2 protein-coding genes are annotated in these 1819 nt (G+C 56.8%); both read left to right on the top strand.

Annotated elements, in window-relative coordinates; translation table 11 throughout:
• The first annotated feature begins 396 nt into the window (after positions 1-396).
• The gene (locus QZ302_RS09905) at positions 397-1014 is read left to right on the top strand and encodes a DUF4924 family protein (RefSeq protein ID WP_294594940.1); all 618 of its coding nucleotides are present in this window, start codon (positions 397-399) and stop codon (positions 1012-1014) included.
• A 377-nt stretch (positions 1015-1391) separates the two neighbouring features.
• Positions 1392-1819 (top strand): hypothetical protein (locus tag QZ302_RS09900; protein WP_294594936.1); only part of this gene is annotated, 428 nt, incomplete at its 3' end.

Below are 1819 nucleotides of genomic sequence, written 5' to 3'. Positions count from 1 at the left end.
CTTTGGGGTCGCGCGGGCCGGACGCCTCCCCACGGGAGGCCCGCAACACGCCGCTCCGCGTCGAAAATTGCGATACCTCCCGGGCGTCCGGCTGCCAAAGTCAAATTAAAAAAGGTAGGGTGGCCCGTTTTGGGGTAGAGGCTGGCATTAAAAGACGCTGTGCGTCCGTTTATTCCGAGAGGCAACGCAACGGAAGACCGCTGGCCCGCCCCGCCGCAGCGCTGGAACTGCATATCGTCGTGTGGAAACGCAAATATATGCCCCGATAATGGTCGCCCGAATCGTGGAAAGTAGAGACCAGCCATACCCGTAATCACCGACGTACCACAATACGTCTTCGCCGGAGCCCGGGGCGGCCGAGACTTTTGAAAACGACATATCTGTAACATAGATATTATGCTGATAGCCAAAAAGAAACGCAGAGAAAACATTGCCGAATACATTCTGTATCTTTGGCAGTTAGAGGATATGCTGCGTGCGCTCGAGCTCTCGCCCGATCGGATCCGCGAGACGCTCGTCGAGCCGCAAACCGACCTCGACGACCAGCAGAAAGAGGCCTTGTGGCTGTGGTACACCGACCTGGTGAACCTCCTGCGAACCGAGGGCAAAGAGCGTAGCGGCCACCTGGAACACACCCTCCATCTGGTGGCCGATCTGGACGACCTGCATCGCCACCTGCTCGCCTCGCCCGTGGGGCGGGAACAGGGCTACGACCGCGTTTTCGCCCCTCTGGCCGCCGAACTGCCCCGGCTCAAGGCCGCCATCGCAGGGGAAGAGGGCGATCCGACCGCTATCAGCGACATGGAAGCCTGTTTTCGTGCGCTGTACCTTGCGATGCTCTATCGGCTTCGGAGACCGGCGGCTTCAGCGGAAGACACCTCGTCGCAAGAGACCTCCGAAGAACGATACGTCCGGGATGTGTTGGAGGTGATCTCGCCCGTCGTGGCTCGGCTGGCCGCGATCCACGGCGCAGCGGAACGGGGTGAGTTGGATTTGTATAAAGATATGGATTGATAGCGGCGGATTTCGGAAAAACAGACCGTCGGAGTACGATGAATCGTTCGATTTTTTGTGTTTTTCTATAGGCGGTCGGCGAAGGGCCGGAGTGTCTGTCGGTTTTGCTCCCAGAGGGCGAAGCTACGGACAGCGCGTGTAGGATAAATTCAGCAGCCCACTGATTTTTAGTTATTTCTGTTTTTGTCCCGTGTCCGTTCCGCAGGCGGATCGGGTGCGGGAGAAGCAATCCAGCGGCTGCGATCGCTTTTTCGTCCGCGTCGCGGAGTCCCGCCCCGGGCTTCCGCGACGCAGGCAATAACGGGCGATTGGGCGCTCTGACGAACGTCGGCAACAACGGGTACAGTTGGTCTTCCTCCTTTAGCGGGACTAGCGGCGTGTTCTTGAACTTCAACACGCAGAACCTCAATTCCAGCAACGTGAACAACCGTGGCCACGGTCTTCAGTTGCGTTGCCTCTCAGTATTTATCCCCTTCGCCGTCCGTTTTTATATGATTTTTAGTTTGATCGAGAAGAATTTTCTCGATTTTTTATTTTGTAGACTTTTGGCGTGGACAAAGGGTTGGGCTGTCGGGAGCTTTAGGATGCGTCAGCATCCGTCTAAAGTTTTTTCGGTTCCTTTTGTTTACAACCGACGCTGCCAGCGAGGGCAATGCAAACATGGTTTGCAAATTGCCGAGCTGGCGAGGAGGAACCGAGTAGCGTTCCGAGAGCAGAGACCGTTTACGGGCTTTGCCGAGGTAGCACGAGGAAGCCGAAGGCAACGCGAAGCCAATGAGAACAGTTTGAGGCGGGACAGAGCTCG

Source organism: uncultured Rikenella sp., from assembly GCF_910579375.1.
Taxonomy (GTDB): domain Bacteria; phylum Bacteroidota; class Bacteroidia; order Bacteroidales; family Rikenellaceae; genus Rikenella.
Note: the sequence above shows the minus strand (reverse complement) of the source record. Positions and strands in the feature narration are given on the sequence as shown.

Excerpts from the sequence above, each read along its gene's own strand:
- QZ302_RS09905 (WP_294594940.1), top strand. The coding sequence starts at position 397 with ATGCTGATAGCCAAAAAGAAACGCAGAGAAAACATTGCCGAATACATT.